Here is a 23,193-nt window from a genome sequence, read left to right as displayed (position 1 = left end):
GGATCGCGCTCAGCGCCGCGTCTCGTACCTGGCCAGGGTCACGCCGCCGGGAAACGTCCGCGTCTCCACCAGGTTCAGGTTTACCCAGCTGTCCAGGGCAGTGAAGAACGGCCTGCCGCCGCCTACCATGACCGGATGGGTGGCCAGCATGTACTCGTCGATCAGCCCGGCCCGCATTGCCGCCGCGGCGAGCGTTGCGCCACCGATGCTCATCGGACCGCCGTCCTCGGCCTTGAGCCGGGTGATCTCGGCGATCGCGTCGCCGGTGACCAAGCGGGTGTTCCAGTCGACCTTGTCGATCGTCGAGGAGAACACCACCTTCGGCGTGTCCCGCCAGTTCCGCGCGAATTCGATCTCCGCCGGGGTGGCGTTGGGATGCTGGTCGCCAGTGGGCCAGTAGGAGCTCATGGTCTCCCACAGCTTGCGCCCGTACAGCGTCAGGCCGCTCGCCCGCTCCTGGTCGAGCCACCACTGGAAGAGTTCCTCGCTCGGCCCGCCCCAGCCGATGTCATCGCCGGGCGCGGCGATGTAGCCGTCCAGGGTCAGGTTCATGCCGTAGATCAGTTTCCGCATGGCGCCTGCCTTCCGTAAGTCGGTCTTCAGCTTGTAGACCAGCACGGCGCGGCGCGGTAACCCCTGCTGTCCCGCACATGATCAGCAGCATTCTGTCCCTCAAAGCGCAACCATAGCGGCAATGATCTGGATGCCATAGCCTTCGGTCCTCGTTTCAACGGAGCTGTCTGGTGAAGGATCCCCAACTGGACGCAATGCCCCAATGACTTCCGTCGTGCAAGAATCGCCGCATGGATGAGGATGAGCGGCAGACGCGGCAAGAATTGATGATCCTCGATGCCCTGGTACAGGCGATGGGTCGGCGTGACGAGGTCTTCCAGATAATTGAGGATTCAGAGGACGCGGACGAAGCAAGGCGTCGGGTGGGTCAGCTGTTGGATGTGGGTGAGTTGGGCAGCCGGGCAGTCCTCGACATGCAAGTTAGAAGACTCACCCGGGATCAGCGTCGGGCCCTCGCTTCCCGTGCAGAAGAACTTAGATCAAAGTTGCCGGATGGCCGCTGAGGACTTCGCGTTCTCCGCCGATTACTGGGGCTTACGACACTGGCGGGCCATTCTTGTCAATGCCAAACCCGGCGCAGGGTCCTGTGCCTAGAACTGCAGCGACTGCATGACGGAGAGGTGCCCGGCGCGTGCCGCGATCAGGCACTTGGCCAGGTAGAAGGGCCGGTTGGCGTGTTTGACGTACTGAGTCAGGACGAGCACCGGATCCGGGGCCCGCAGGTCGAGCAGCTTGGCACGGCTGGGCCCCACCTGGCTGAGGCTGATCTGGCATTCGCCGGGACCCAAAACCCGGCCGAAGCGGGAGTTGAGCGCCGCGAGCAGCGTGGTGCCGCCGTCGTCGTCGATCTCCAGCGGCGCCGGCGCAGCGGAACCGCTGCCCAGGCTGACCGGGAGGGCCGAGATGTTTTCCTGCAGGTGGGCGATGGCTTCGCCGTCGCGGATCAGGACCGACTCCCAGAGCCAGCAGTCGGCGCCGGGCTCCACGCCGACGCCCGGGGCCACGAACTCTGAAGCGGGCTGCCGCTGCCGTTGGATGCGTTTGATCTCGATGTGTTGCCCGGGGCCGCCAAGGACTTCCTCGAAGGGGCGGATCCGCTCGATGCCGATGCGGGGGAGGGTGTCCGCGACGAACCGGCCCACGCCGCGGCGGGCCCGGATCAGGCCGTCCTCCTCGAGCAGCATCAGGGCCTCGCGGACCACGGTGCGGCTGACCTTCATGTCCGCGCCGAGCTCCGTTTCGGTGGGGAGCATGGAGCCGGGCGTCAGCAGGTTGTTGCGGATGGCCTCGGCGATCCGGGAGTACACGGCAACCCGGAGGGGCGAGCCGGGCTGGGCCTCCACCGGCTGGGACAGGAACCGGACGGCGTCCTCGTGCACGTTATGCCTCGCTTGCGTTTGTTCGGGGATCCCAGCGTACCGCGGGGTGTGACGCGTTTGTTGGACAAGGGGGTCTCGTGGCGACCCGCTGTGCCTTAGCCAGCACCGTGCATTCGTGCCGGGTGTTCCTGCCGAGTATCGCCACTTCCGCGCACGTAGCAATGAGACCGGGGCAGGCAAGTCGGCGAAATACATAGGTAGCCCGTACTCGGGCGTCCGAAAGGGCCCCCTGCCTATGGTTCATCCAGCGCACAAGCGCTGGGTGGAGCATCAAGCGGGATAAGTCGCTGATGTGCCGCCCAGCAGGCTATTAGCGGTGCCGTTCACAGCAAGTCCTGAGGGGGGCAGCATGAGCGTTGAAAACACTGATCCGTGCAAGGGCTCTGCACGATCTCGCGCGGTATCGCGTATCGCCTCGTTTCGGCATCTCGTCTCAGTGACGATAACGAGCGCCGCCCTAATATTGGGGGGCTCCGTGACGCTGAGTCCCGTGATGAACCATCTTCTGCCCGGCGGAACCGCGGCTGCCGAAGCCGCCGTCGTACCCGCCGCTCCGGGGGAACTGCACGTCACAGCGGCCGGCGACTATTCCGGCTCAACCGCAGCCGCCGGTGTTCTCTCACGAATCGGCCAGCTCAAACCTGACCTGCACCTGGCCCTGGGCGACCTTTCCTACGGTGTCACCGGGGCAGAGCAGGCCTGGTGCGATTTCGTCACATCCCGCACCGGCGCCGGCTTTCCGTTCCAGCTGGTCTCGGGCAACCACGAAAGCAATGGGCAGAACGGAAACATCAATGATTTTGCCGCCTGCCTGCCGAACCAGCTTCCCGGGGCGGTGGGAACCTACGCCCGGCAATACTACGTCGATGTCCCGCAACAGAATCCACTGGCACGTTTTGTCTTCATCACTCCGGGAATTCCGTTTACTGCCGGAACCCCCGACTATTCTGTCGGCAGCCCGGGCTATAACTGGACAGCGGCCGCAATCGACGGAGCCCGGTCCGCGTCCATTCCCTGGGTTGTGGTGGCCATGCACGTGCCGTGTATCTCGACCGGCGAATACGGCTGCGTTGCCGGCGCCGACATCACCAACCTGCTTCTGAGCAAGAAGGTGGACCTTGTCCTGAACGGCCATGAACATGAGTATCAGCGCAGCAAGCAGCTTTCAGTAGCGGCCGGATGCACGGGGCTTCAGCCCGGCATCTACAACTCATCTTGCGTGCGTGACGGGGACAATTCCCTGGCCAAGGGAGGGGGCTCCGTCTTTACCACGGTCGGGACCGGCGGCGTGGCCCTGCGCGACGTCAATACTGCCGATCCGGAAGCACCCTACTTCGCCGCCTATTCCGGCCTCAACCTCAACCCCAGTCACGGACTGCTGGACTTGAAGTTCACTGCCACCAGCCTGAACGCCGGATTTGTCGCCACCGACGGCGCGTTCACGGATGCCTTCAGCATCACTTCGGCCGGGACCAACGCGCCTCCAACCGCGACCTTCACCTCGTCCTGCACCACTCTGACGTGCGCATTCGACGCTTCGGCCTCCACGGATCCCGACGGCACCATCGCAAGCTATGCCTGGGACTTCGGCGACGGCGCCAGCGGCACCGGTCCCACGCCGTCGCACGCCTACGCCACCCCCGGCAGCTACACCGTCACCCTGACTGTCACTGACAACGGCGGTGCCACGGGCGCGGCAACCCGGACCGTCACAGCCACGGCCGGCGCCGGCCCGTTTGCCCAGGACACATTCAGCAGGACGGTCAGCAACGGCCTCGGCGCCGCGGACACGGGCGGCCCCTGGTCCGTGACCGGCAGCGCGAGCAACTATTCCGTGGCCAGCGGTACGGGACGGCTGCGTATCCCGGCCGCGGGTTCCGGCAATAACGCCTACCTGGGATCTGTCAGTTCCTCAAACACTGACGTCTACCTCGAGCTTGCCACCGACAAACCCGCCACCGGTTCGGGCCTGTATGTCTCGGCGGTTGGCCGAAGGATTGCGGGATCCGGAGACTACCGTGCCAAGGCCCGGGTGGCCTCCACGGGGGCTGTGGGCCTGTCGCTGGTCAGAACTACGGCCAGCGGCGCCGAAACCGCCATGCAGAGTGACATCACGATCGGCGGCCTGAACTATGCCGTTGGCGATCGCCTGGCCGTCCGCCTGCAGGTCACGGGCACCGGGACCACCACAGTCCGTGCCAAAATCTGGAAAGTGGGGACGGCCGAACCGGCGGCCTGGCAGCGCTCCGTGACGGACACGACGGCGGCACTGCAGGCGCCGGGCGGGGTCGGGCTGACGACATATCTTTCCACCAGTGCCAACAACGCCCCGATCACTGTGCTGCTGGACAACGTGCGGGCGGCGGCGCCGTAAGCGGGCCAACGCGGTGGTGCGGCCGGTACCGCCCGGCGTCGATCACGAGGGCCTTCCCAAAGTGCGGGACAATGGAAGTCCCGAACCACGAAAGCCGACCCCCTTGATCAGTCTCCAGCACGATGCCGACAGCTCCATGCCGCTTCACTCGACTGACGCCATGGGTCTGAGCGGGGCCGGCAGCGCCGGCCAGCTCGATCCGCTGCTGTATCCGTGGGACCCGCCCGTGGCCTCGGGGGTCATGGACGGCAATGACTTCCGGCCCCTGGAGCCTTCAGCCGGACTGGATGAAGCCCTCGCTCAGGCCAGCGCGGCACCGCTGGAAGCCCGGTCCCTGGTGGTCTCCATCGGGTCGAATTCAAGCGCCGACGTGATGCGGCGGAAATTCGCCAGCTACCACCAGCCTGTCAGCGCGGTTCTGCCGCTCGTCCGGGGGCAGCTCCACAACGTCGCCGTTGGCCACTCCGCCCACGTGAGCAAGGCCGGCTACATCGCCGCGGCCCCGTATCCGCTGCTGGGGGAGTGCACACCGGTCTGGCTTTCATGGCTGGACGATGTCCAGCTGATGGCCCTCGACGAAACAGAGCCCAACTACCGGCGGATCCAGCTCGACGGCGAAGCCTGCCCGCTCGTGACGGACTGCGCGGACCGTCCGGAGGAGTTTTCGCTGTTCACCTCGTGCTGGGGCGTGCTGACCGACGGCGACGGCGGGAAGCTTCCCTTCCTGGACCAGCCGGCCCTGTTCGGGCTCCTCGCCGGCAGCGGCACCGGGGACCTCCTGGAGGAGGGGAAGTCCGTGTTCGACGGTCCGCCGGAGCTTGTTGCCGAGCAGCTCGGGATCCCGTCGGTCCAGGCCTGGGCCAGGGACTGGTTCAGCTCCGCTGGGCTCGCCGCGCCAGTGAACTTCGACGGGCCTTGCGTGCCGTAGCCGCCGGTCTGGATCGTCGCCTTCACCGGGCGGCGATGTTTTGTGCATTGTTCTCCGCGATGTGCTGGGCAATGTATTCGGCATCGCGGCCCACGCCCGCCACAATGGACGAGCCGTGCCCGGTCAGCCACGGCAGCCCGACGGCGTACAGGCCCGGGTGTTCGGTGACGCCGCGGTGGTGCCGGGGGTAGTTCCATTCGTCCAGCACCGGGATGTCCAGGATGCTGAAGTCCAGCCCGTAGCCCGTGGCCCAGAGGACCGAGGTGACGTTGGCGGCTTCGAGGTTCAGCCGCGCCGGCTCCGAGGGGAGCCAGTCGTCCTTCCGCGGCGACTCCGGCTCCGGCGCCGACATGCCGGTGGCGGCAATATAGCTGTCGAACATCGGCCTCATCCTTTGGTAGAAGGCAGCCTCCACCAGGTCCAGGCGTTCCGGAAGGTCATCACTGAAGACGAGGTCGCCGTCGTCGGCTGCTTCCAAATGGCCGTGCAGCCGGACCCCGTGCCGGCCGAGGTCCCGCAGGTGGATGTCGTGGCCGCCGTCGGCGCCGGACACCAGCGGGTTGCAGGCGAACCGCGCCGCGGGGGAGGGCAGCTGCCCCACGGTGAGGCCGTTCAGTCCGTAGTCGGGGCCGAATTGTGCAAGCTGCATCATCCAATAGAGGAGATCCTGGCCGCGGTACCGGCGCGGCGCTTCCGGGCACGTGGACACCGCCAGGTGAATTTCGCGGCCGGCGGCGAGCAGTTCCTCGGCGATCTGGCCGCCGGACTGGCCGGTGCCAACGATCAGCACGGCACCCTCAGGCAGCTGGCCCGGGTTGCGGTAGCTGTCGGTGTGAAGTTGCAGGATGCGGCTGGGCAGCTGCGCCGCCAGTGTGGGGATTTTCGGCTTCTGGTAGCCGCCGGTGGCGAGCACCACGTTCCGGGCCCGCCAGCTGCCCTGGGTGGTGGCCACGCTGAAGCCGCCGCCCTCCGCGGGCTCGATACGTGTGACGTCTACGCTCGTCCGGACAGGAGCGCCGATAGTCTGCGCATAGTGCCGGAAATGGCCGATGAGGTCATCCCGCAGCATGAATGCTTCCGGGTCGGGGCCCTCATACGGCATGCCGGGCAGCGCGAGCGAGAAGTTCGGCGTGTTCAGGCAAAACGCGTCCCACCGGTCCTGCCACGCCCCGCCCAGCGTGTCGCGCCGTTCCAGCAACTGATGTTCGACGCCGTGTTGGGTGAGCCAGTAGCTCGTCGCCAGCCCAGCCTGCCCGGCCCCGACGATGAGGGTGTTGACACTTTGCGGTGCCGTATGTGGGGCGGCCGTCGGAGTCTCCATGGTTCTTCTCCCGGACCCAAGGTGCAGGGCTGGCTTTGTTGGCAGGATATGCCCGCAGGACCGCCGCGTACAGGTGCCCGACGACGGCGTGAAGCCCACTGCCGGCAGCGCCCTGGCTTAGGCCCCTTGGGGCTAGAGCGAATCTGTTTCGTGCTGGGTAGTACGCAGCGACCTTTCTTAATTGTCAGGGCCTCCGCATATCAATGGTTCATGACTCAAGTAGGTGCCGTCAGCCCCACGGTTCAGTTCGGTCCAGCGATCTTCTGTATCGCGACGTTGGCTTTGTTTGGATATGGCGTCAGGAAGGAAATGCAACGTGTCCGTGATCGATCTCAACCCTGGACCCGGAGACTCAACGCAATAAGCCAGGTTCTTCTAGGCCTTGTACTTTGCACTCTATTTGCGACCCCAATGATCTGCACGATGTTTCCGGACAGTGCTTCTTGGGCGAGCACGACGGCAGTATTATTCATCCTTTGCATCATTGCCCCCTTCCTCTTCACCGTAGACGTGATGGTGAAGTTCGCAAAGGCGTTCGACCATTCCGAACTCGTCGGCACTAAATTGAAATTGCTCCTGGCGCTTGCGATGTCCTCGCGACTCTCCGAAGTCAAGCGAGCAAGTGTGGTGCTCAAACAAAGGCTGCTTCCGGATGGGTTTCGCGACCTCCACCCATCGAAACTGATGAAGCCTTTGTTCAAAAGTGAATACCGGGCCCTCGGCATGTTTTATCTTTGCGCGGGCGGTTTGGGCGTCATGAGTCTTTTGACGGTTCTTGTAACAGGACAAGGTGCTCCTACCCAGATTTTCCGTACCTGGGCCGTTTTTTGGGTTCTCATGGTTGCGTTGTCCATGACTCTTCCGTTCACGCTGGCATGGGTAGCACTGAAGTATGCTGCCGCGACTGGAGCGATTCAGTGCAGGATCACGGTGCGGTCGTCGCTGTCGATCGTGGCCAACTGGGTTTCAATAGGCGGTGTCATCGGGTTGCTGAGTGGATCTCTTTCGTTATTGCCGCTTCGGTTCATGGCTGGAAGGGGATTGGGGCAGGAGCCGGTTTCCCTGTCCATCCTTGCTGACCTGTCGTTGGCTGGAGCTGTAGGGGGCTTCATTGCGGCGCACTTCGGCGCAATCTTCGCCTGCACGACCTCGATGAAGAACCGCCTAGCTTCACTGAGCCTGCCCGTCTTGGCGATCGCAGCCTTCACCACCCCCGCTTCGTTACTAGGGATGAACCCAGCAGCCAATGCCGACTATTCGTTGGCCGTGATCCGTAAATCGGTAATCCAACCCACAGATCTGCGCGACCTCGATCATCTAGCACAGGCAGATTGGAAGACCGTACTCACCCTCAGCGAGGAAGGCATGAGGGGGGCCTTCCCAGGCCCGGCGTCGTTCGCGGTTGCCGTGGTCGCTGTGGCCTTAGTTGTAGCCTTGCTAATGCTGGGGCGGCATGTCCGCTCTTCGCTGAGTACAGCTGAAAGAGAAAACAGACACAGAACGCCGCAGGGTCATCTGGCCGGAGGAGACAAACTCACGGAGGAGCATTTTGTACCTTCGGAAGAGAATGCATGACAGTGTTCACCCACGACTGGCTGAGCGAAAAGGAGCACGGGATGGACTGAACATTGTCCATGCCAAGCGTCAGGGTGATATGGACGCTGGCTTCCGCCGTCGTTGTTCCCGGCCGAGGCGCTACGGCCGCCAGCACCGCCGCGGAGGCGTGACCAGGGCTGCTGGTGTTCGTCAAGGGTGTTCTGGTTCAGTGCGGACCGCTACCTTTTTCCTGTGGCCATGGGCAAGCAACGGTGCTCTGACCCCCTACAGGAATTTCTACTCAGAAGGAGTGGGGACGGTCATGAATCGACGGACCAAAATCTTCTTTGGCGTGGTCGTCCTGTTGCTGGTTGTTGGCGGGGCGACATTATTTGTCCTCGACAACACAAAAAGGAGTGTGGCCGCGGAGTACAACCCGCAGGTCAACCCCGCCGATTTCACCACTGAAATCACCAACAAATACTTCGCCCTCCCTGTCGGCAAGAAACTGACCTACGAGACCAGGCAGCAAGGAAAAGTCACCGAGAGGGTCGAGATCGAAATCCTGCCAGAGACCAAGACCATAGAGGGTGTTGAGACAGTGGTCTATCTGGATAAGGAGTACAAGAACGGGCAGCTCGTCGAGGAAACCCGGGATTACCTGGCGCAACACAAAAACGGCGACGTCTGGTACTTCGGCGAGGACGTGGACAACTACTCGAATGGAACGTTGGTAAACCACTCCGGCAGCTTTCTCCATGGAAAAGACGGGGCAAAAGCCGGCATCTGGATGAAGGCCGAGCAGAGCGTCGGCGATTCCTACAAGCAGGAGTTCTACGCGGGTCACGCGGAAGACATGCGGGACACCGTAGCTACTGGCGAGACCGTCGAAACCAAGTCAGGCACGTACACCGACTGCGTCAAGGTCTACGACTGGACGCCGCTTGAAAAGGACGCCCGGGAGTACAAGTATCACTGCCCCCAGATCGCTGGGCTGGCCCTCACCGAGGACCTGGAAACCGGCAGCCGGTCAGAAATCGTGAATGTTGTCCTGCCTTAGTTTTCCAGCTTGTTGGGCCGGGGCTTAGAAGCCTTTGGTGCCTTCGGCGGCAACAATCGTCAGAACTGCCACGAAAAGCCGGGGGAGGGCGGCCGCGGCCAGAACCGCCGACGAAAAGCTACACGCAGAGCCTCGCAGTTCCAGTAGATGCGTCTCAGTTGGCGAACGACCTGGCCAGCGCCGCCGGCTTCCCGTCAAATGAACGTTTGTGCAGGCGCGGTTGTCGGTTTTCCCAGGCAGCCCTCCTGCGAAAAGAATCTACCGACCAGTAGCTTTGGTCCCGGAGGAGCGCCATTTCAGGGCGGACAGGGTTCGCCCCTCGGAATCGATTTCCGTGCACATCCGTGCAAATTCGTAGCCGCAGCGGGGCGCCGGCTGCCTACCGTTGAGTAACCGGGCAGCCCTGACTGATTCGCAGCACAGGGATTACTGCTGGCCCGCAGCCCGCTGACACACGAACAAAGAGGTTTCTATGTCACTGCTCACCAAAGTCCTGTCCACCGCAGTTACTGCCATCCTGGCCGGTTCCCTGGCCGTTGCTCCCGCCCATGCGGGAACTGTTGAGCTTTCCCCGCCGGGCGCCAATGACTGGTCCTGCAAACCAAGCGCTGAGCATCCATATCCGGTCATCCTGGTGCCTGGGACCTTTGAGAGCATGGACAAGAACTGGTCCACGCTCTCGCCATACCTCAAGAGCGCCGGGTACTGCGTCTTCGCCCTCAACTACGGCGAGACCAACGGCGTGTACGCCACCGCGCCGGTCGCGGACTCGGCGCAGCAGCTCGCGCCGTTCGTGGATAAGGTGCGTTCCGCCACCGGCGCCAAGAAGGTGGATCTCGTGGGCCACAGTCAGGGCGGCATGATGCCCCGCTACTACATGGGCTTTCTCGGCGGCGCCAAGAATGTCCGTCAGCTCATCGGGATCGCACCCTCCAACCACGGCACCGAAGGTGTGATCGTCCCGCAGCCGGGTGCTGTCCCGGACCCCAACTACACCGGCGTGGGCTGTGCCGCCTGCGCAGACCAGCAGGCGGGGTCGGCTTTCATGCAGAAGCTCAACTCCATCGGCGATACGGTTGCGGGACCCTCCTATACCGTCATCTCCACGGTCCACGACGAAGTGGTGATTCCCTACAACAGCCAGTTCCTCAGCGGACCGGCGCGGCAGGTCACCAACATCAACATCCAGGACAAGTGCCCAGCCGACGCCTTCGAACACGACCAGACGCCCAACGACCCCGTGGTGCACCAGATTGTGGCCCACGCACTTGGCACGGTGTCCGGGCCTGCTGATCCGGCGTACCAGCCCATATGCGTCTAGAGGTGCGTTCGGCGATGAGGCATTTGGGCAGGTAGAAGGGCCCGTTCGCATGTTTGACTAGGCGGTCGCCTTCGGAGTCTTGGGGGATTTCGGAGACTTCGGCGGCAGCCCGGCCACATGCTCGAATGCTTTCTCCACCCACGCCTTGGCCCGCGCCTCATCGCCGGCGCCCTCGGCGTTCCAGACTTCCGGCAATCCGGTGTAGCCGCCCATGGGGCGCTCCGGCGGCCCGAACGGAACGGTCCGCTCGGTGCTTTCCAGCAGCTCCTTGTCCGCATCGGATAGCTTCACGCCGATGGTGGGGCCGAACAGGCCGGCGAACATGTTCCCGTGCACGAATGCCCCCAGGTTTCCGAACATCGGCTTGACGACCACCTCGGGATGGTCGGGTAGCACCGAGCGGAAGTGCTCCTTGTCGGCGTCGGACGCTTTCGGCATTTCCATGGGTCTTCCTCCGGTAACAGGTCGCGTGCCGGTCCTCCTGCAGGATATGCCCGCGGCCGTGCACGGTACAGGCGGTGTGCCCGACGGCGGTCGGAGCGGGTGCCGCCTCTACCCTTCGGCGGCTTCCGCTAGCGCTAAGCACAGGTTCTGAACCACCGGTGGAACACGTTGCCCGCACGGTCAACCGGCGCGGCCGCGCTTCTTTGTAGATCCCCGGCTCGGCGAGGCAAGCCTGGCCCTTGCCAGTTGCTTGGCTTCCTTGAAGTCGCGGTCCCAGGCGTTCTTTTCCTGCACGACGTTCCCCCTGTAGGTCTCGGTCCACTTGGGCTCGATTACCGGGCCGGCGGCTTCGATCTGCTGACGGGAAGGTGTGGCCTTGGGCTCAAGCCTAACCACGGCGGGCAGGTCGTACCTCGCCCTCAGCGGCGGCCACTCCGGTTCCGCCGGCAGTGGCTGCTTCGACCGCCTCCGGTTATACCTGGCGACGGCCACGATGGGGAGAATTATGCAGGCCACGAACACGCCGAGCCAGAGCATCAGGAAGATTACAATCCCAACCACCATTCCCATGGCCAACATTAACTTCAAAACGGTCCATTGAGGAAGGGTTTGGCATCCCCTGGCGGACCCGTCCCCGCCGTGCACGGCGATGACGGATCCCCGGACGCAGCGCCACCAATCTGGAACGCGCCTTCGCGCTCGCTGGCATGGAGCGTCACCGGCGCGGCACGCGGGAACTGACAACCCGGGTCAATGACTTCCTGAAGGCTGATCAGATGCTGATCAACACGATAGGTAGTCAGTGGCCTTTCGGGTTGGCACATGTACGCCCGTCCGTCTGTGGTAAGCGGGCCCAAAAATCTCCTGTATGGTTGAACCTGTTGTTGTGTTTATGCAGTTCGTAGTTCAGGCAGTACGCGCGGTCGAAAGTCCGCGTTCTTCTGAAGCAGCGGTTTTGAGCACCCCACACAGGAGGACCCGAAAGTCGGGACAGTTCCTCCACCTTCACGAAGGACAAAAATAATGGCTACTGGTACCGTCAAATGGTTTAACGCTGAAAAGGGCTTCGGCTTCATTTCCCCCGATGACTCCTCGCAGGACGTTTTCGCGCACTACTCCGCGATCAACTCCTCCGGCTTCCGCTCCCTCGAAGAGAACCAGAAGGTCTCCTTCGAAACCGAGCAGGGCCCCAAGGGTCCCCAGGCTACCAACATCCAGGCTCTCTAATTTCCTAGAGACCCGGGACCGTTAGGTTTCGAGCAGGGCCCGTCTTCGGACGGGCCCTGCTTTTTTGTTTAAGTCCACAGATCATCTCGTTGCCATCGGACTGTGTTAACGCCCCTGTCCCCGCCGGTTCACCCGGGCCGTCAAAGCTGGCCGCATGACATCTTTCACCCGCCGCAATGTCCTCAAAGGTGCCCTCGCTGCCACGGCCGCAGCCGCCGTCGTGCCCGGAACCCCCGCAACAGCAAGCGCCCGGCCCGCCGCCATCCCGCTGGTCCGCAACCGCCTGACCCTTCCGTCCGGCATCGCCACCGGCGACGTCACCAGCGGCTCCGGCGTGCTGTGGTCCCGCGCGTCGGGCCCGGGACGGCTGGTGGCGAGCCTGCTGGCGGTCGACGACGGCGGGTCTCCGCTCCGCGGCGGCCGCGCCTTCCAGCGGGATTTGCGGGGGAGCACCGCCAGCGAAGCGACCGACTTCACCGCCCGGATCGACGCCGACCACCTGCCCGCCGGAACCCGCTTCGCCGTCAGCATGTACTTCGAGGACGCTGAGGGCAACGCCGGCGAAACAGCGCAGGGTTCCTTCAGCACCGCCCCCGACAGGGGCCTTCTGAGCAGCGGACGCCAGTCCCGCGGCCAGAGCTTCGTCTGGTCTGGCGACACGGCCGGCCAGGGCTGGGGCATCAACGAGGACATCGGCGGCATGCGCGGCTATGCGGCCATGCACGCCACCCGGCCGGACTTCTTCATCCACTCCGGCGACACCATCTACTCCGACGGGCCCATTACCGCCCAGGTCACCGAGCCGGACGGGCAGATCTGGCGCAACCTGGTCACCGAGGAGGTGGCCAAGGTGGCCGAAACGCTCAACGAGTACCGCGGCCGGCACCGCTACAACCTGATGGACAAGAACGTCCGCGCGCTCTACGCCGAGGTGCCCGTGATTGCGCAATGGGACGACCACGAAACCCACAACAACTGGTACCCGGGCCAGATCCTCACCGACAGCCGCTACACCGAACGCCGCGTGGACGTCCTCGCCGCCCGCGGCCGCCAGGCCTGGCAGGAATACCAGCCCATCGCCGGCCTCGGCGGCCGCTTCACCGCACGCAGCACCGGCTTCGAACCCGCCCGCATCTACCGCAAGATCGCCCGCGGACCGCAGCTGGACATCTTCTGCCTGGACATGCGCAGCTTCAAGGACCCCAATACGGACGGCAAGGAACCGCAGCTGACGCACATCCTCGGCCAGGAGCAGGCCGACTGGCTGATCAAGGAGGTCAGCCAGTCCAAGGCCACCTGGAAAGTCATCGCCAACGACCTGCCGCTCGGCGTGATCGTCCCGGACGGGCCCGTCAACCAGGAATCGCTGTCCAACCGCGACGCCGGCGCCCCCTTGGGCAAGGAACTCGAGATCGCCGGGGTGCTTTCCGCGTTCAAGCGCAACCGGGTTAAAAACGTGGTCTGGCTCACCGCCGACGTGCACTACTGCGCCGCCCACCATTACGCACCAGAGCGGGCGGCCTTCACCGACTTCGACCCCTTCTGGGAATTCGTGGCCGGGCCCATCAACGCCGGCAGCTTCGGTCCCAACGCCATGGACGGCACCTTCGGACCCGAGGTCGCCTTCTTCAAGGCCGGCGCCTACGCCAACGAATCCCCGCGCAGCGGCGAAAGCCAGTACTTCGGCCACGTGGACCTGGGCCAGGACGACCTCTTCACCGTGAGCCTCCGCAACGCCAACGGCGCAGTGCTTTGGAGCAAGGAGCTGCAGCCGGAGCGCTGACGCGTTTTTTGGTCCGGTGCCCGGTGCGGTCCTGCCCGGTGCTGAAGTCGTGCCCGGGCTAATCGCCCTGGGGGATGATGATCCACAGCGCGACATAGACGAACTCGCCCACGCCGAAAAGGCCGAAGAACATGAACCCGAGGCGGACGAAAGCCCGCGGGACCTCGAACCGGTCGGCCAGGGCCGCACACACGCCGGCGACGACTTTGCCACGCCGGGGACGAACCAGGGTTGCTGCCATTTCGTCACCCTAGCACCGGGTGTGCGTCCCGTCAGCAGGAATCTTCGCCTTAACGTCGCGGCGCCACAGCCCCGCGCCGTAGCCCGACGTCATAGCTGCCCGCGCCGCGCCAGGTACGTGTTGAGGGCCGGGTTGTCGATGTCCTTGGCCAGCCACGGGATGGTCTCCGCGGCCGCGGCGTCGCCCAGGACCGCCCGGTGCGAGTGCGCCCGGACCAGCAGTTCGCGCAGGGCGCCGCGGCTGGCCATGGTGCCCAGCCGGTCGGCGTAGTCCCCGGCGGCGGGGGAGCCGGCGTCGATCGCCACCTCGGCGGCGGTGTCCAGCAGCCGCGCCCGGTACCAGAGATACCAGGGGGTGGTGTCGAGGCCCCGCTTGAGCCACGACTCGGCCGCGTCCTGATCGTTCAGCGCCATGCTGAGCCGGGCCTTGGCCCCGGCGGCCAGAGTCAGGTAGCAGTGGTCGCCGCCGACGTCGGCCATCACCCACGAGCGGTCGATCAGCGGAGCGGCGTCCTCCAGCCGGCCGGCGGCGAGAAACGTCTCGCCGCGGAGCCCGGCGACAAAGGGCTCGAACGCCGTCCAGTGCTCGGCCGCGATCAGTTCCTGGGCCCGGTCCAGGCACTCGGCCGCCGGCTCCAGATCCCCGCGCAGCAGATGCACCCGGCCGGCCAGGGCCTCGCTGAACGCCAGCAGACGGCGGCCTCCCACGGCGGTGGCGAGGCGGACCGATTCGGCCAGGGCCGCCAGCGCCTCGCTGTAGTGCGCGGTGTCCGAGGCCGCCATGCCCTGGATGGCCAGAATCCTGGACCGTTCGTCGTCGAACCCGTCCGCCGCCCGGGCCGCCTGCTCCAGCCATCCCGCCGCACGGTCCGGAATGCCGCGCTGCACGGACAGGTACCCCAGCTCCCGGTACGCTGCCGCCGCCACCCGCGAGGCCGGCCGCCCCGGGTTATGCGATTCCGACTGCAGCGACTCCGGGTCCAATCCTTCCGATTTGAGGGCCCGGTGCAGGAGGTCGGCGACCTCGGCGCCGCGGCCGCCGGCCTGATGGATCAACGCCCCGGACAGCGTCACCAGGGATTCGGCGAGCAGATGGTGATCGCCGGTCCGCTGCGCGATTTCAGCCGCGAGGCGCAGCTGCTCCAGCCCGCGGTCCACCGAGCCTGCCGAGAGCGACGCCTCCGCGGCATCAAGATAGGACCGCACCGCTGCTGAGCTGGCAGGCAGGCCGGGCTCGGCCGGAGGCGACGCGTCCGACAGCGCCCGGCGCACCTCCCCGGGCACGCCGAGCCCAAGTTCCCGGCGGTAGAGCTCGCGGCACTTGTCGGCCTGTTCCCGCGCCCGCCGGTACTCGCCCAGGGACACCAGGGCCTTGATCAGCACGGCGTGGCAGTCGGCGTTGAAGGGGTCCAGGTGCAGCGCGCGGGTGGCGAGGTCGACGGCGTCGTCCGCCCTTCCGGCCGCCAGCGCGGCGAGCGATGCCTCATAGAGCAGCGTCAGGATGGAGTTCTCGAGCCGGTGCCGCTGGTCCTCCAGCCACGATTCGAACGCCGGGCATTCTTCGAAATCGAGGCCCTCCAGGAGGTCGCCGTCGAAGGTGCGCGGGTCGGCGCCGCCGGCGGGCTGCAGGGCCGCCAGCACGTCGCAGTTCCAATCGGCCGGCAGCACCAGCCGCAGCGGGTCGCCGCCGACCGATTCCGCCCCGAGGGTCCGCCGCAGCTCGGAGAGGTTCCAGCGCAGGGCACCGAGGGGGTCCTCGGCGTCGGGGAACAGGAGGGCCGCCGTCCGGGCCCGGCCGGTGCCGCCCGGTTGAAGCGCGAGGTAGGCCAGCACAGCCCACGCCTTGCGGCCCCGGGGCTGCCGGAGTGCGGTGCCAGCGGACTCGATCCGGGGCGGACCGAGGAGCCGAATCCAAGTCTCGGCCATATGAGTCATGCTACGCCGACGACGGGCGCGCGGGAGGGGGTGATGGTGGGCGTCAGCGTGAGGGAATGACGGGTGCGATCCGAGCCGAAGCGGGGCAGGAAACTGGCCGGGAAACTGGTCGGAAGCCGGGCAGAAAACCGCTCACACGGTGGCTCACACGGTGGGCGCGGAAACTGGACATGTCCCCACAAAAGGACCGGAAACCCGACCCGCACCCGCAACTCTAAACCCGCACCGATCACCCCGGAATCCGGCCCGAACAACCAGTTCCATCATCCGCCCCAACAACCAGCTCCATCACTCGCCCGAGGTGCTTCTCACATGGAATTTGCCGCCATCCTGCTCGCCGGACTCCTGGTCTACGCAGTCGTCGCCACCTTCGTCGCGGTCTTCCGCGACGGCCGGGGCCACACCCCGCCCGTTCGGTCAACGCGCCCATGGAAGGCCGGCAACCTCCCCAGCGAACCGTACGCAACCCTGCGGACCCTCCAGGGCTGACCCGACGCCCGAAACCGCACGACAGTAACCACGCGGGTCTGACCCCCGCCTCCAGTACCGGAGGCGGAGGTCAGGCCCGACGTCGGCGTGGCCCCCAAGTGTCCGCAGTGGGTCAGCGCACCTTGCTGAAGAACTCCCGGATGTCTTCGACGAGCAGGTCGGGGGCCTCCATGGCGGCGAAGTGGCCGCCGCGGCTGAATTCGGACCAGTGGACCAGAGTGTGTTCGGGCTCGAGGGTGCGCCGGATGGACACGTCCATGGGGAACACCGCGACCCCGGTCGGCACTGTGGAACGTGCACTCGCGCCCCAGGCTCCGGCGTGCGCGGTCTCGTAGTAGCTGTTGGCCGAGGACCCGGCGGTGCCGGTCAGCCAGTAGAGCATCACGTTGGTGAGCAACAGATCCCGGTCCACCGCGTCCTCGGGCAGTTCGGCGGCCGGATCGGTCCACTCCTTGAACTTCTCCACGATCCAGGCCAACTGCCCCACCGGGGAGTCGTGCAGCCCGTGCGCCAGGGTCTGCGGCCGGGTGATTTGGATCATCATGTAGCCGGACTGCTCGGTCTTCAGGTACTGCAGGTGATCCAGCCGCCCCCGCTCGGCCTCGGTCAGCTCTCCCGCCTCGTCCGGGGTGACCTCGGTGAACGCGGAGAGCCCGTTCGCGTGCACGCCGACCACCTTGTCCGGGTTGAGCCGGCCGAGCCCCGGAGAGATGACCGCGCCGGTGTCCCCGCCCTGCGCGCCGTAGCGGCTGTAGCCGAGTCGGTTCATCAGCTCAGCGAAGGCCCTGGTCACCCGGTTGGTGTCCCAGCCAGCCTCGCCCGTGGGTCCGGAGAATCCGCTGCCGGGGATCGACGGGATCACAAGGTGGAACGCGTCCGCCGGGTCTCCGCCATGTGCCCTGGGGTCGGTCAGCGGGCCGATGACATTCAGAAACTCCACGATCGAGCCGGGCCAGCCGTGGGTCAGGATCAGCGGCAGCGCGTCCGGCTCGGGTGAGAGGACGTGCAGGAAGTGGATGTTCTGCCCGTCGATCTCGGTGGTGAACTGCGGGTACTTGTTCAGTTCCTGCTCGTAGGCGCGCCAGTCGTAGCCGTCGCGCCAGTACTCGGCCAGCTCCTTGAGGTAGCCCGCCGGCACCCCGCGGCTCCAGCCGACGTCGGGCAGGTCCGCGGCCCACCGGGTTCTGGCGAGGCGGTCCCGCAGGTCGTCCAGGTCAGCCTGGGGAATGTCGATGGTGAAGGGTCGGATCTCTCTGTTGTTCTCCATGCAAATAACTCTAGGAACCAGTTAGGTCAGCTTCGGTCCTAGGCTATGGCAAACTTCAAATCATGTGGGAAACCTCGGCACGGCTGCTGCGACTGCTCTCCCTCCTGCAAACCCGACGCGACTGGTCCGGCACCGAATTGGCCGAGCGACTGGAGATCACCCCACGTACCGTGCGCCGCGATATCGACCGGCTTCGCGGCCTGGGCTACCCCGTGCTGGCCACCGCGGGCACCGCCGGTTACCGGCTGGGTGCTGGCGCGGACCTGCCGCCGCTGCTGCTCGACGACGACGAAGCCGTCGCGGTCGCGATGGGCCTGCGCACGGCCGCTGGCGGTTCGATCACCGGCATCGAGGAGACCTCTGTGCGGGCGCTGGCCAAGCTCGAACAGGTACTTCCGTCCCGGCTGCGCCACCGGATCAACGCCCTGCAGTCGATGGTGGTGCCGATGGCCAGCTCCGGCCCCACCGTCGACCCGAGCACCCTCACCGCCATCGCCGCCGCCTGCCGCGACTCGCTGCGCCTTCGCTTCGACTACCGCACCCACGACGGAACCAGCAGCATCCGCACCACCGAGCCGCACCGGGTGGTGCATGCAGGCCGGCGCTGGTACCTCATCGGCTGGGACGTCGACCGCCAGGACTGGCGCACCTACCGCGTGGACCGCCTCGATCCGCGCACGCCCACCGGCCCCCGGTTCACGCCCCGCACCCCGCCTGACCCGGATATCAGCGGCTATACCTCGCGGGAGATCTCCACGTCGGCCTACCGCTACCAGGCCAGGTTCACCCTGTATGTCAGCGCCGAGACCGCGGCGGAGCGGATTGCCCCCACCACCGGAGCGCTGGAGCCGATCGACGAGCACAGCTGCACCCTGCGGGCCGGGTCCAACTCGCTGGACGAGCTGGCCATCTACGTGGCAACCAAAGGGTTCGACTTCCAGGTGCACGAACCCCAGGAGCTTGTGGAGCACATCAGGTCGCTGGCAGCCCGGCTCGCCAGCGCGACCGACCTCGGGCGTCAAGGAGATCCCGGTTCAAGCCGTCACACCGGTCCTTGACCAAACTGCCATGTTCACAAGCCCGACGTCGGCAGTCACCACCGGCGGCCGGCGCCAGCGGCCGGTACCGGCTGGGTCGGGAGTGCAGAGGCGGGTCCGTCCAGATTGTCCATATAGACACCCGCAGTGGCTCGGGAGCATCCTAAACGTGTGCGCGTTTCGGGAGGAGCGGCTACGCGGCGGGAGCTTCCGCCTTGGCTGGGGAAAGCCGGGGAAGCGGGGGATCGCTGGCAGCCGGATCCTACTTTCCAGGCGTGCGGACAGGATCGGCGAGGGAACCGGGGACCAGGTCATGGACGAAACATCCGATACGCGGCAGAAGCTATCCAACCGCATCGATGACAAGCAACGGGACCTTCAGTCCTACCTCGGCCGGGAACGACCACGCCGGACCCGGTTGGCCGGCATCAGCATTGTGGGCAGCGCGCTGGCCGCCGCGTTCACGGCCGGTCCCGCCGTCGGGGGCACGGGGTTCACCGAAGCGGTGGCGGCCGTCTTCAACCTGGGCGACGACTCGATCGTGTGGCGCGGGCTGTGCCTGCTGGCGGTGATCTGTTCCGTGGCCGCGGCGCTGGCAACAAATTTCGCCACGTCCCGGTCGGTGGCGGACCGGGTGAGCGCGGCCGAGACCGCCAGCGCCCAGCTGGAGGGGCTGCAGGTCTCGCTGAACTTCGGCCACATCGACATCGACGAGGCCGTCAAGCTCTATCAGCAATATGCCACCCAGGTGGCGTTCGTGGAGGCCACGCCGGCGCGGTGACGGTACCCGGACCGGCTCCGGATCGTCGCCGGGTTCAGCCCGGGAGCTCCAGGTCGAGTTCCACGTCCACCTCGTCCCCGGCGTGGATGCCGGCCGCGGCCCTGATGGCCTTTTTGACGGGCAGCAGGTACGAGTTGCGCCTGCTGTCCGGGAAGAGCGACGTCCCCCACCGCTGCCCGGCAATGCAGGCGCTCACCGTCACCGAACCGAAGCCCTTGCGGAACGGGGCGGCCTGGTCCTTGATCTCCTCCGCCAGGTCCGGCGGCAACGTGATGAAATGCCAGCTGGCTTGCTCGGGGTTGTGCCACAGCTCGGCACGGAACGCGTACGACGTCGTCACCTCCTGAGTATGGCACTTTGCGCCGGGCCGCTCACCGAAGTCCAGGTGCTTGGATTATTGCGCGTTCACGGCCGGACGGCGGGGGGGGAGAGGACGTTGAGGCCGGCGTCGACGGCGGCGGCCAGCAGTTCGGCGTCGTAAGCAATCATGACATCGACCTGGAGCCGGATGGCAGCCGCCAGGTGAATGGCATCGGCGCTGCGCAGCCGACCGGGCAAGGCAGCCGCGTACATCAGGTCCGAGCGCGCCACGTCCACCAGGTTGATTCCACCCAGTACGGAATTTATGAGCCCAGCGGGAAGTCCCCGCCGGTGGGCGGCGCAGTGAAGCTCCGTATACATGAGCATGGAAGCCGCCAGCTGGTCGCCGCGGGACGCTGCGGCCGAGAGGTACGCCGCCAGGGCCGCAGATTCCGGTTCCTCAACCGCCAGTTTGAGGGCCGCGGAGGCGTCCACGTACAGGATCAACGGTCCCCGCGAGCGTCGGCCAGGATTTCCGCCGTCGTGAGCGCTGAACTGACTCGCGGGAGGGCCTGAAAATTAACGGAACCGGGGGAGGCCGGGCGGATCTGTCCTGCCAAAAGCAGCCGCTCAAACGGCGAAGAGGACGGCGGAATGAGAACGGCGGCGACATCCCCATTGTTTGTCACCTCAATGGTTTCACCGCTCTTCACACGCTCAAGAATCTTGCTGCTCTGGTTGCGAAGCTCGCGATGCGGAATTGTTGTCATGCCTGCCTCCGTAGCAATCGTAGCAACGCGTCGGCCGGCCGGGAATAGGCTTGACGTAAGGCCCGGAGAAGCGCAACCCGACAGCGGACCAGCATGCCGACGTCGAGGTCGGTTTGGCCGGTGCCGTGGACCAGCGGCCGATCACCCCGCCTTGTAGTCGAACGTCAGCTGGGCCGGGGGAGGGCCCTGGATCATTTCCGGCGTCAGGCCGTGGAGTTCCACGAGTTGCTCGCGGAACCAGACGTCGAAGGGATCGTCCGACGTCGCGAGGATCCGGAACGCCTCGGCCAGGTCCTCGGCCTCGTGGTACAGGCAGACGAAGTCGCCCTGCGGGGTCTGCATGAGGCTGGCGACCTCCCGGGTCATGCCCATCCGCTCGCGCGAGCGTTTGTGGTCCGCGGCCCGGGTCCCGTTCATCTCTGCGTCCAGCGCTTTCCACGCCTCCAGCTTCCCGGGCAGGATCGGCGCGAACCAGGTTATGCATTCCATGACAGCTGTCCTTCCACGCAACGGTTTCCGCACGGTGGCAATCCCATCGGTGCAGCTGGAAGCATAGTCCTGCGGCCGACGGCGGGACAGAGGCTTCGGGACGCACACCCTTTCCGCATGGCGAGCAGTAGCGAGCCGGCCCAAGCTCCGGGGCCCGCCGCCGCGGCTCTGGCACAATGTCCAGCATGCACACAGCGGGCACGGCCCTCCCCAGCACAGTTCCTGCCTTTGATCTTCGCATCAGCATCCAGGGCACCGAGCCCGAGATTTGGCGGCGACTCCTCCTCCCGGAGACCATCAGCGTCCCGGAATTCCACGAAGCAATCCAGTGCGCTTTCGGGTGGCAGGACCGCCACCTCTATGGCATCCGGTGCCTCGACCGCAATGGCGAGTCCCGCGTGATCGTCGGCCCCGACGAATCGGCTGAGGACATTGACGCGGAGCCGGCCTCCGGCGTCGTCCTCTTTGAACTGATAGACGCCCAGGTGACCGGGCCCGCTCGATTCGAGTACGAATACGACTTCGGCGACACCTGGATACACATGGTGGAAGTAGTGGGGTCCGGACTGGTCACGGAGGGGACCATTACCTGCGTGGAGGGAGCCAACCGCGGCCCTGTGGAGGACTCCGGCGGCCCCGGCGGTTACCGGCGCCTGGTGGAAGTCCTCGCGGATGAGAAACACCCGGAGTTTTACGACGCCGCCGCCTGGTTTTCGACAGTCACCGGTCAGCGGGCTAAGGCGTTCGACGCCGGAGCCTTCGACCTCGAGACCGTCAACCGGAGGCTCGGGCGGCTAAGCCTGCAGCTGTGGCCGCTGCCGCTCACGCCCGCCGAGCGGGACGCCGTGCTCAGACCCATCATGTGGTTCCTGGACAGCTCGGCGGGGGAAGGGCTGGAACTGACGAAGGACGGCTACCTGAAGCCGGCAATGGTCCGGCGCACGCTGGATGAGCTGGGCTGGTACGACGAAATCATGGGCAAGGGCAACCGTGAACTCAACGCCCCGGACGTGTTTAACCTCCGCCTGCACCTGCTGGACTGGAAGCTGCTGCGCAAACGCAACGGCAGGTTGGTGCTCGGGCCGATGGGCAAAATAGGTTTGGCCGACCCGGACGGGCTCTGGGACTACATGGTGAGGACCATCGGGGCCCCGCAGAACGACTCCTTGAAACTCATGACCAGGCTCGCGGCGCACTGGCTGGTCCAGGGATTTGCCCCGTCCTACATGCTGCGCGACCAAGTCATTCTCGCCGCACTGGAAGAGTCCGGTTTCGTCAACCGGTCCGGCGACCCGATCCCGGAATCCTGGGCGTGGGAAATTGACCGCACGGTGCGGGAGTCCCTCGACTGTCTCCAGCTAGCGGTGCCCGGCCCGCGCTGGGCGCTCAGCGAGAAAGAGCTGTCCGACGGCGGCCTGAAGTTCCTTCTGCAGGTACAGGCGCTGCTCGGGGACAGGTAGCTGGCTGTCGGTTCACGCGATGTGACCCACTACATAAAAGTCCGACGCCGGCGGGCCGGCCTTTGGAGGCGATTGGGGCGGCCAGATTCCGCGACGATCCGGGGATTCTGACTCCAGGAAGCGTCTCCGAGGGCCGATTTGTGCGGGGTCCTCCCGGCGTGTAAAGTAATTCGAGTCGCCGCCGCTGATGCGGAAAGAAAGCGACCGACCCCCTGATAAACAGCCTGAAAATGGTTCGCAAATTTGCGTGCTAAATAACGGTGGGGACCTTCTTGGAAGAATGTAAATCGCAGAAATGCGAATTTGCAAACACTCCCAAGATCGGGTAAGTTTGAAAAGTTGCTCCGGAGCGATCCGCGACTGTGAAGTTGTGGTGGTGCCGGGTGTGTCTGTTGTTTGAGAACTCAATAGTGTGCCAAGTTTGTTGATACCAATTTATTGTAATGGATTGGTTGTTTTGCCGGGCCCGCCACCCCGTG

24 protein-coding genes are annotated in these 23,193 nt (G+C 65.5%); 12 read left to right on the top strand and 12 right to left on the bottom strand.

From position 1 onward, the window contains the following. Positions 1-9: 9 nt before the first annotated feature. Positions 10-573, bottom strand: a complete 564-nt coding sequence (locus ACFVTM_RS17055) for a dihydrofolate reductase family protein (RefSeq protein ID WP_390204880.1) — start codon at positions 571-573, stop codon at positions 10-12. 230 nt (positions 574-803) lie between these two features. Here ACFVTM_RS17055 and ACFVTM_RS17050 point away from each other — a divergent pair, with 230 nt between their 5' ends. Next, positions 804-1,076: a DNA gyrase subunit A gene (locus ACFVTM_RS17050; RefSeq protein ID WP_390204878.1), complete on the top strand. Its 273-nt coding sequence runs from the start codon at positions 804-806 to the stop codon at positions 1,074-1,076. 87 nt (positions 1,077-1,163) lie between these two features. Here ACFVTM_RS17050 and ACFVTM_RS17045 read toward each other — a convergent pair whose 3' ends face one another. Then, positions 1,164-1,952, bottom strand: coding sequence for a GntR family transcriptional regulator (locus ACFVTM_RS17045; protein ID WP_390204877.1), 789 nt, complete (start codon positions 1,950-1,952; stop codon positions 1,164-1,166). Between the two features lie 493 nt (positions 1,953-2,445). Here ACFVTM_RS17045 and ACFVTM_RS17040 point away from each other — a divergent pair, with 493 nt between their 5' ends. Both ACFVTM_RS17040 and ACFVTM_RS17035 read left to right on the top strand, forming a co-directional pair. Further along, entirely contained in the window at positions 2,446-4,326 is a 1,881-nt protein-coding gene (locus ACFVTM_RS17040; protein WP_390205086.1) for a PKD domain-containing protein, read from the top strand. A gap of 103 nt (positions 4,327-4,429) precedes the next feature. Then, complete coding sequence (locus tag ACFVTM_RS17035) at positions 4,430-5,254, top strand: hypothetical protein (protein WP_390204876.1); 825 nt, start codon at positions 4,430-4,432, stop codon at positions 5,252-5,254. 22 nt (positions 5,255-5,276) lie between these two features. Here ACFVTM_RS17035 and ACFVTM_RS17030 read toward each other — a convergent pair whose 3' ends face one another. Then, positions 5,277-6,575, bottom strand: a complete 1,299-nt coding sequence (locus tag ACFVTM_RS17030) for a flavin-containing monooxygenase (protein ID WP_390204875.1) — start codon at positions 6,573-6,575, stop codon at positions 5,277-5,279. A gap of 210 nt (positions 6,576-6,785) precedes the next feature. Between ACFVTM_RS17030 and ACFVTM_RS17025 the strand changes: the two genes are divergently transcribed. The 3 genes from ACFVTM_RS17025 (at position 6,786) to ACFVTM_RS17015 (ending at position 10,492) form a co-directional block, all read left to right on the top strand. Beyond that, positions 6,786-8,150 (top strand): hypothetical protein, encoded by a 1,365-nt coding sequence (locus tag ACFVTM_RS17025; RefSeq protein WP_390204873.1) that lies wholly within the window; start codon positions 6,786-6,788, stop codon positions 8,148-8,150. A gap of 283 nt (positions 8,151-8,433) precedes the next feature. Further along, complete coding sequence (locus ACFVTM_RS17020) at positions 8,434-9,171, top strand: hypothetical protein (protein WP_390204871.1); 738 nt, start codon at positions 8,434-8,436, stop codon at positions 9,169-9,171. 472 nt (positions 9,172-9,643) lie between these two features. Then, entirely contained in the window at positions 9,644-10,492 is an 849-nt protein-coding gene (locus ACFVTM_RS17015) for an esterase/lipase family protein (RefSeq protein WP_390204869.1), read from the top strand. Positions 10,493-10,549: 57 nt separating this feature from the next. On the opposite strand, the gene ACFVTM_RS17010 is transcribed toward ACFVTM_RS17015, so the two are convergent. Together ACFVTM_RS17010 and ACFVTM_RS17005 are read right to left on the bottom strand one after the other, a co-directional pair. Beyond that, positions 10,550-10,936 carry a TfoX/Sxy family protein gene (locus tag ACFVTM_RS17010; RefSeq protein WP_390204867.1) on the bottom strand — a complete coding sequence of 129 codons (387 nt, stop codon included), beginning with the start codon at positions 10,934-10,936 and terminating at the stop codon, positions 10,550-10,552. A 180-nt stretch (positions 10,937-11,116) separates the two neighbouring features. Continuing rightward, positions 11,117-11,506, bottom strand: coding sequence for a hypothetical protein (locus ACFVTM_RS17005; RefSeq protein ID WP_390204865.1), 390 nt, complete (start codon positions 11,504-11,506; stop codon positions 11,117-11,119). A 453-nt stretch (positions 11,507-11,959) separates the two neighbouring features. Here ACFVTM_RS17005 and ACFVTM_RS17000 point away from each other — a divergent pair, with 453 nt between their 5' ends. Together ACFVTM_RS17000 and ACFVTM_RS16995 are read left to right on the top strand one after the other, a co-directional pair. After that, positions 11,960-12,163: a cold-shock protein gene (locus ACFVTM_RS17000; protein ID WP_056738746.1), complete on the top strand. Its 204-nt coding sequence runs from the start codon at positions 11,960-11,962 to the stop codon at positions 12,161-12,163. A 154-nt stretch (positions 12,164-12,317) separates the two neighbouring features. Further along, positions 12,318-13,946: an alkaline phosphatase D family protein gene (locus ACFVTM_RS16995; RefSeq protein WP_390204864.1), complete on the top strand. Its 1,629-nt coding sequence runs from the start codon at positions 12,318-12,320 to the stop codon at positions 13,944-13,946. 58 nt (positions 13,947-14,004) lie between these two features. Here the strand turns inward: ACFVTM_RS16995 and ACFVTM_RS16990 are convergent, their stop codons facing one another. Together ACFVTM_RS16990 and ACFVTM_RS16985 are read right to left on the bottom strand one after the other, a co-directional pair. Then, positions 14,005-14,187, bottom strand: a complete 183-nt coding sequence (locus ACFVTM_RS16990) for a PspC domain-containing protein (RefSeq protein WP_390204863.1) — start codon at positions 14,185-14,187, stop codon at positions 14,005-14,007. Positions 14,188-14,276: 89 nt separating this feature from the next. After that, positions 14,277-16,112 (bottom strand): BTAD domain-containing putative transcriptional regulator, encoded by a 1,836-nt coding sequence (locus ACFVTM_RS16985; protein ID WP_390204862.1) that lies wholly within the window; start codon positions 16,110-16,112, stop codon positions 14,277-14,279. A gap of 321 nt (positions 16,113-16,433) precedes the next feature. Between ACFVTM_RS16985 and ACFVTM_RS16980 the strand changes: the two genes are divergently transcribed. Continuing rightward, positions 16,434-16,610, top strand: coding sequence for a hypothetical protein (locus tag ACFVTM_RS16980; RefSeq protein WP_390204860.1), 177 nt, complete (start codon positions 16,434-16,436; stop codon positions 16,608-16,610). Between the two features lie 112 nt (positions 16,611-16,722). Here the strand turns inward: ACFVTM_RS16980 and ACFVTM_RS16975 are convergent, their stop codons facing one another. Beyond that, a complete protein-coding gene (locus ACFVTM_RS16975; protein WP_390204858.1) occupies positions 16,723-17,877 on the bottom strand; it encodes an epoxide hydrolase family protein in 1,155 nt (384 codons plus the stop codon). 62 nt (positions 17,878-17,939) lie between these two features. On the opposite strand from ACFVTM_RS16975, the gene ACFVTM_RS16970 reads away from it, so the two are divergent. Both ACFVTM_RS16970 and ACFVTM_RS16965 read left to right on the top strand, forming a co-directional pair. Beyond that, positions 17,940-18,935 carry a helix-turn-helix transcriptional regulator gene (locus ACFVTM_RS16970; protein ID WP_390204856.1) on the top strand — a complete coding sequence of 332 codons (996 nt, stop codon included), beginning with the start codon at positions 17,940-17,942 and terminating at the stop codon, positions 18,933-18,935. Between the two features lie 292 nt (positions 18,936-19,227). Beyond that, a complete protein-coding gene (locus ACFVTM_RS16965; protein ID WP_390204854.1) occupies positions 19,228-19,695 on the top strand; it encodes a hypothetical protein in 468 nt (155 codons plus the stop codon). A 34-nt stretch (positions 19,696-19,729) separates the two neighbouring features. Here the strand turns inward: ACFVTM_RS16965 and ACFVTM_RS16960 are convergent, their stop codons facing one another. The 4 genes from ACFVTM_RS16960 to ACFVTM_RS16945 form a co-directional block, all read right to left on the bottom strand. Then, entirely contained in the window at positions 19,730-20,035 is a 306-nt protein-coding gene (locus ACFVTM_RS16960; protein ID WP_390204852.1) for a DUF1905 domain-containing protein, read from the bottom strand. Between the two features lie 65 nt (positions 20,036-20,100). Continuing rightward, complete coding sequence (locus ACFVTM_RS16955; RefSeq protein ID WP_390204850.1) at positions 20,101-20,490, bottom strand: type II toxin-antitoxin system VapC family toxin; 390 nt, start codon at positions 20,488-20,490, stop codon at positions 20,101-20,103. Between the two features lie 8 nt (positions 20,491-20,498). Next, positions 20,499-20,765, bottom strand: a complete 267-nt coding sequence (locus ACFVTM_RS16950; RefSeq protein ID WP_390204849.1) for a type II toxin-antitoxin system Phd/YefM family antitoxin — start codon at positions 20,763-20,765, stop codon at positions 20,499-20,501. A 141-nt stretch (positions 20,766-20,906) separates the two neighbouring features. After that, complete coding sequence (locus ACFVTM_RS16945; RefSeq protein ID WP_390204847.1) at positions 20,907-21,254, bottom strand: DUF6176 family protein; 348 nt, start codon at positions 21,252-21,254, stop codon at positions 20,907-20,909. 185 nt (positions 21,255-21,439) lie between these two features. On the opposite strand from ACFVTM_RS16945, the gene ACFVTM_RS16940 reads away from it, so the two are divergent. Then, positions 21,440-22,714 (top strand): plasmid pRiA4b ORF-3 family protein, encoded by a 1,275-nt coding sequence (locus tag ACFVTM_RS16940; RefSeq protein ID WP_390204845.1) that lies wholly within the window; start codon positions 21,440-21,442, stop codon positions 22,712-22,714. Positions 22,715-23,193: the final 479 nt, after the last annotated feature.

Origin of the sequence: Arthrobacter sp. NPDC058130 (assembly GCF_042884475.1) — a bacterium.
GTDB lineage: Bacteria > Actinomycetota > Actinomycetes > Actinomycetales > Micrococcaceae > Arthrobacter.
The sequence above is the reverse complement of the archived record's forward strand: the minus strand, read 5'-3'. Positions and strand labels throughout refer to the sequence as shown.